This window comes from Candidatus Culexarchaeum yellowstonense, assembly GCF_024707025.1.
Taxonomy (GTDB): Archaea; Thermoproteota; Methanomethylicia; order Culexarchaeales; family Culexarchaeaceae; genus Culexarchaeum.
In genome coordinates, this window is record NZ_JANGFQ010000091.1 from 1 (window position 1) to 6,278 (window position 6,278).

A 6,278-nucleotide genomic window follows, 5' to 3' on the forward strand; every position below is an offset into this window, starting at 1 on the left:
ATCGCCTTTGATGAATTCTTCAATGTATTTTTTAATACCGTATTGTAGGAGGTTATCGCCTAGGTAGACTATGAAGGGGTCTTGCCCTATGAATTCTTCACATAGGCCTACGGCGTGGGCTATGCCTAGAGGCCTACCCTGATATATATAGGTTATCTTCACGTTAAATCTACTACCATCACCATAATATTCTCTAACAAGCTCAGGATAGGTCTCACCTAAAACCACAGCTATATCTTTAACACCTGAATCCCTAAGATCCTCAAGCACATACTGGCTTACGGGCTTATTGGCAATAGGGATCAACTGCTTAGGACCGCTAAAAGTCAAAGGCCTAAGCCTAGTACCAGCACCACCATGAAGGATTATACCTTTCATAGTACTCCTCTAAAAGTCTCTAAAAATTAGTCAAAATTTGTTCAGTAGGTTAAACTCCACATATCTAATGCTAGAACCCTTTTTAATATGGTTAGACCTCCATAGATTCCCTAAACGCTATAGATAATCTATTGAAATTTTTAATACTAAGATGATGTTAAGACTTCTTTCAGAAGGCTATGATAATCTCTGCAAATATCGTAGAGCATATAATGAAAGGGGAAATGACAAGAATGACCTTACTCTTGGTCTTAAAACTTCGAATAACTTAATAGCTTTGTAGTTATTGTAAACATGCTTAAGGGCGTTAATAATTATCAAAGAAACTACTGGGCAATATACTAAAATCTGAACCTCATCTTTTCTGACTATAACATGCTTTTGAAGTTAACTATAGAAAGCTTGAATACTAAGTTACTCAATTAAACTTAATAATCTCTAAAGCTTTTGTATGCTACTGCTTCTAACTTAATCCTATTGCTTTGAACTTTAGCTTTTTGGAGTAGACTTTTGGATCATATATTCTTCTACCATCTACGACTGTTGGAGTCTTCATCAATTTTATGAAGTTTTCTGGTTTAAGCATTCTGAATTCATCCCACTCCGTTACAATAATTGCACATTCCGAATCCTTCAAACATTCCTCAACATTACTAGCGTACTCCACGTCTTCACCAAATATTCTCCTAGCATTCTCCATGGCTTTTGGATCATAAACAACCACCTCAGCTCCTTCCTCAATAAGCTTTCTAACAATCTTTATGGATACGGCGTCCCTCATATCATCAGTTCCAGGTTTAAATGCTAAGCCCAACACCGATATTCTCCTCCCATTAAGTCCCCCAATTAGTCCTCTAGCCAACTCGACAACTCTATATGGCTGACTTCTATTGACTTTCAGTGTGGCTTCTATGAGAGGTAGTTCTAAACAATTCTTTACAGCATAGTCCAGTATGGCTTCTAGGTCCTTCCTGAAGCAACTCCCACCCCAACCTGCACCAGCCTTAAGAAATAGTGGGCCGACCCTCTTATCAAGTCCAATTCCCCTAGCAACAACTTCTACATCTGCCCCAGGAATCTTTTGGCATAAGTTTGCAATCATATTTATGAAGCTAACCTTCATCGCTAGGAAGGCATTATTAGCATACTTTATCAACTCAGCATTCACAGGCGTAGTCCTAATTATCGGTGGGAGTTCATCACCATAGAACCCCCTATAAATCCCTTCGAGGAAGTCTCCAGACCTCCTATCAACCTCCCCGATAATTATCCTATCAGGTTTAAATGTATCTTCAACTGCGCTCCCCTCCCTGAGGAATTCTGGATTTACACATAATCCGAACTCCTCCCCACAACTTTTTCCGGAAGCTTCCTCAATGATCCTCTTCACAACATTCTCAGTTGTCATTGGCAAAACCGTGCTCTTCACAACCACAAGATGCCATCCACTCTTTAGACGTAATGCTTCACCAATCATCCTAGATGCACTTTCAACATATGTTAAGTCTACGCTTCCATCATCTCTACTCGGAGTCCCAACAGTTATAAACGTAACCTCAGAGTTTAAGACTGCCATTTTCGGGTCTTTTACAGCCCTCAAATATCCTTCTTCAACAGCCCTCCTCAACAGTTCATCTAGTTTCGGCTCAAAGAATGGTGTCTTACCACTATTTACGGCATCAACCTTAACTTCATCTACATCAAAGCAGATAACCTTAAACCCTCTTGAAGCTAGGCACGCCGCCGTCGTTAAACCCACGTAGCCTAAGCCAAAAATGGATATAGCTTTCATAGTGAAAGGCCCCTCATGCTTGACTTAAACGTTTCCTCTAAAGCGATCCAATATGATTCTGGAGTTCCTACATCAATACGTTTCTCATGAGGGAGTAGTTCAACAGAATACACCTTCCCACCGTTTAGAATCAGGTTTTTAATGGCGTCTGTAAGTTGGATCTCGCCTCCCTTATCTGGCTTCACGATTTCAATCGCTTTATAGATTTTTTCGTTAAAGATGTAGATTGCTATCGCTGCAATGTTGGAGGGGGGTTTCTCAGGCTTTTCAATTATGTCGATAACTCTGTAGATTCCAGGTTCTATTTCAACGCCATTTATCACGCCGTACTTCCTAGGGTCTTGAACTCTCTCAACTAGGAAGGCTGCATCGCACTCCATTTTTGTAAATACGTTAATAAGCCTTCTAATATGCGAATTATCGTTAGATAGAATCAGATCGTCCCCTGCATGGAGGAGGAATGGCTCATCAAGAGTGAAAACATGAGCTCTATAAACAGCATCCCCAAACCCCAATGGTTCAGGCTGATTCACAAAAACAATATTTGAGCTATCCAGCTTTCCATAAAATGAATCAAGCTCCTCAGCCAGATAATGCTTACCCTTCTCCCTAAGATAATTAATGAAACTCGAGTTCTTATTGAAATGATCTTCTATGGATCTCTTACCACGACCAACAACAAAACAAAAGTTCCTAAAGCCAACACTATACAATTGTTCAAAGATCAATTGGAGAACTGGTTTAAGACATAATTCACCCCTTTGATTTACGCTAAATAATGGAAGCATCTCCTTAGGAGTCTCCTTAGTTGCAGGCAACAACCTAGTACCTATACCAGCAGCCGTTATCACAACCTTATTAATCGATAAAGTCACATTAAAGGATATACTCATGGTTATATTAAACCTATTTCCATAGCCTGCTTAACCCACCTTATCTCAGCTTCAAGACCATCTCTAAGCTTAGTTCTTGGCTGCCACTCCAATAGCTTCCTCGCCTTACTTATATCAGCCAATATTGCTTTAAATATCTTATTCGTCTTTCCGTATACGTATGTACTCCGGCTAGCCGTCCTTGGGCAGTTTTTATAACTCCTTCAACTAAGCTCTATTAATCAGTACTCTTTAAAATAGCCTATGGCAATTCTCTTGGAATCTTTTGCTGGAACCATAAGAAACTTACATCAAGGAGCAACTAAGGAAGTATTTAACGCTATAGAACTTACGTCTCTTAGAACAAGAATTATAGAGCTCTTAATCTCTTAAATACTCAGCTATAACACCTTAAACAACATTGAAAAAGTCTTTGTATTTATATGCAAGTAAACTTCATTATGTTAAAACTTTAATTAGTTTTTCAAGCTTATGAAATTCTTTTTCATAAGTGAAATCAACAGTCTTTCTTATGGCGTTTTTCCTATACTCTTGCATAAGCTCAAAATTGTTCAATTTATCCTTTAATTCGGTCAGGTTTTTATAAGCGAATCCTATTTGATGTTCATTTACAAATTGTTCGCAAGTAAGTAAATATCCTTTTGGCATAACTATGGGAATTCCAGCGTTTAAGGCGAAGAGAAATCTGCTGGGGAAGCTTGTATAAAATCTATCTAGACAGGAGCAGACCTTGAAGTTAAATAGAACTATACAGGCATCAAACTGAGTCATATATGTTGCTAAAGAACCATTTATGAGTTGTGGAAGTGGAAAATATGGGAAGAAGTGAATATATGGGCTCTTTCTAAGCGGTACATTAGTTTCCGCCAAATGTATATGTATCCCTTCATTTGCGATTTCATATATTTCTTGACGTATATCATCCCAATTTCTTGAAGAAGTTAAAGGGCCAATATATACAAGGTGTGGTTCACCATCCTTCTCCGATAATAGAGGCAATCTCTTTCTATAATGATATTTTTCGCTAAAAAATGGAGTTACAATCATGTCCAAGCCATGTTTCTTCAAATCAAAACGCTTAGACATATATCGATACATGTTTTGACTAGCGTGAATTCTTCCATCCAGTCTTTCAATAGGCTTCCGACAATACCAATTCTCAAGAAAAACCTTCCAACTATAAACATTTTGAGGATAAGTCATAAAGTTATACATTATCGGAATATTAATAAGGTTGTTCTGAAGCATTTTAATTAAAGGAATCATGTTAGAACCCCAGTTTGCATATATTAATTCAATATTATATTCTCTAATTATCCTTTTTATTAAATCCAACCTATAGTTTAAAAGGTTCAAAAGAATAGCCGTAAATCTATGTCCAATTGATTTATAAAGGGCTTTTAACAAAGCTGGTTCATAAAGGTTTATAATATTCTCGCACTTCAAATCATCCCAAGCTACTTTTATCTCATCATAGTATGCATTTAGCACTATAACATCACGTCTTATATTCTTTAAGACGGTTAATTCATTTTGAGCAACATACCCTAAACTACCTAAATACAATATTGTCATTTAGATCCTGTCATAAGATCCTCTTATACGTACATAAATTATTCCATTTTTTACTTTAATTTCAGCTTTTCTTCTTATTTGTGTTTTCAAAAAATATAATATTTGGGGAAATTCTGGTTCACCATCTAATTTGTGATAAGCGCTTATCACAACACTTAAATCATTTTGCGAATTCAAAATATGCCTCATCCCTTCTAAAATATCTATCTCAGCACCTTCGGCATCTATCTTAACATAATTTATATTTTTAATTCCTAATTCATTAACTATGTTATCCAATGTAGTTACTTCTACTTCATAATGTTTATTACTAGGAATATAAATGGAATGACCATTAGAATGGGGAGAAATGTATAGTGTAGTTTTTCCCAGAGTAGCACCTGCGGCCTTTTTAATGAGTATCACATTATCTAGATTATTGCTTCTTATGTTGTGATGAAGCAAAGTGAAATTTCTATTCTCAGGTTCTAAAGCAATAACCAACCCCATTGTTCCCACAGTCTTTCCGGCTTTTACCGTGAATATTCCCACATGTGCACCAACATCAATAACAACGTCACCTTTTTTAACTTTAAAAAACTGCTCATAAATTTCGTCAATAAATATTTGCTTAAAGATCTTTAAAGAATCTTGCGGAATAAGCAATTTAAGCCTTTTGTATGTTAGAATTATGAGTTCCTTATGATTATTCACTTTATAAATTGAGCCACCATGTGCACGAATAATCGTAATGTAAAGTAACTTATATAAATAATCAACTATCTCATCACAACATTTTGGAATATTTCCATGATAAGGAAATAATTTTAGAATAATTGTTATTAATGTTGAAAGAAAGTTAATAGCTATCTTCGCTAATGTAAACAAAAATCGTGATTTCATGCCCCTTGCTCTTGAAAACTTCAACATCATTTTGAGTAACATAACTCGTTAAGCTGCCTAAATACAAATGTTCATTTTGTCATCTCGTAAGAAATTTCATAAAGAGGCTTATTGAAGATTTTACTTCTTTCAGGTTGATAAGCGGCTTTTTGATGTATGAGATTCACTCTTTCTTGCTATCACGTGAAGGTCACTCCAAGGAATTATTCCTCTCCAGTCTCTTACCCTTTTTACATCCTTCATCCCGAGATCCTCCAAAATATTTTTAAGAATGCCAAAGGAAAAGCCACACTTATGGTATTCATAATTGTTAGTTTGCATACCAAACATGCCTACCATATCTTGCCAGCATGGTTTTACAAAAAATCGTAAGCAACTTGCACGGAAGTCGGGACAGCGAATTTCTAAAACACCATTATCCTTGAGCGTTCTAATCCAATCTTTAAGGGTTTTTTAATCTCGCGGTGGCTGATATGCTCAATCATATGACTTGAATAAATTTTATCAAAACATGAATCCTTAAAAGGTAAGTACCTCGCATCGCCTATAATATCGACATTTGCAGTTCTTTTGATATCTAGGCCTATCATTCCAGGTCTTTTCTTTTCACCACAACCTATATCAAGCTCTAACTTTACATTTAACCTGCGCTTAGTTTCCATGGTAAGCTCATTCTCATATTAAATCGTGAATCGCATAAATACACTTTGACCTCATTTTTAATTATTCCTAGTTGAATTTGTATATTGATAAATGAA

Annotated in this window: 6 protein-coding genes; all 6 read right to left on the reverse strand. The window is 36.2% G+C overall.

Going from position 1 to position 6,278, the window contains the following annotated elements; translation table 11 throughout:
* On the reverse strand, positions 1 to 378 hold a 378-nt coding region (locus tag MRT15_RS08625), incomplete at its 3' end, for a sugar phosphate nucleotidyltransferase (RefSeq protein ID WP_304329680.1).
* 463 nt (positions 379 to 841) lie between these two features.
* The gene (locus tag MRT15_RS08630) at positions 842 to 2,170 is read right to left on the reverse strand and encodes a UDP-glucose/GDP-mannose dehydrogenase family protein (RefSeq protein WP_304329681.1); all 1,329 of its coding nucleotides are present in this window, start codon (positions 2,168 to 2,170) and stop codon (positions 842 to 844) included.
* The gene (locus MRT15_RS08635; protein ID WP_304329682.1) at positions 2,167 to 3,063 is read right to left on the reverse strand and encodes a UTP--glucose-1-phosphate uridylyltransferase; all 897 of its coding nucleotides are present in this window, start codon (positions 3,061 to 3,063) and stop codon (positions 2,167 to 2,169) included. The genes MRT15_RS08630 and MRT15_RS08635 overlap by 4 nt, the downstream gene beginning before the upstream one ends.
* Before the next feature lie 438 nt (positions 3,064 to 3,501).
* The gene (locus MRT15_RS08640; protein ID WP_304329683.1) at positions 3,502 to 4,629 is read right to left on the reverse strand and encodes a hypothetical protein; all 1,128 of its coding nucleotides are present in this window, start codon (positions 4,627 to 4,629) and stop codon (positions 3,502 to 3,504) included.
* A 9-nt stretch (positions 4,630 to 4,638) separates the two neighbouring features.
* Positions 4,639 to 5,550, reverse strand: a complete 912-nt coding sequence (locus tag MRT15_RS08645; RefSeq protein WP_304329684.1) for an FkbM family methyltransferase — start codon at positions 5,548 to 5,550, stop codon at positions 4,639 to 4,641.
* A 374-nt stretch (positions 5,551 to 5,924) separates the two neighbouring features.
* A complete protein-coding gene (locus tag MRT15_RS08650) occupies positions 5,925 to 6,182 on the reverse strand; it encodes a class I SAM-dependent methyltransferase (RefSeq protein WP_304329685.1) in 258 nt (85 codons plus the stop codon).
* Between the last annotated feature and the right edge of the window lie 96 nt (positions 6,183 to 6,278).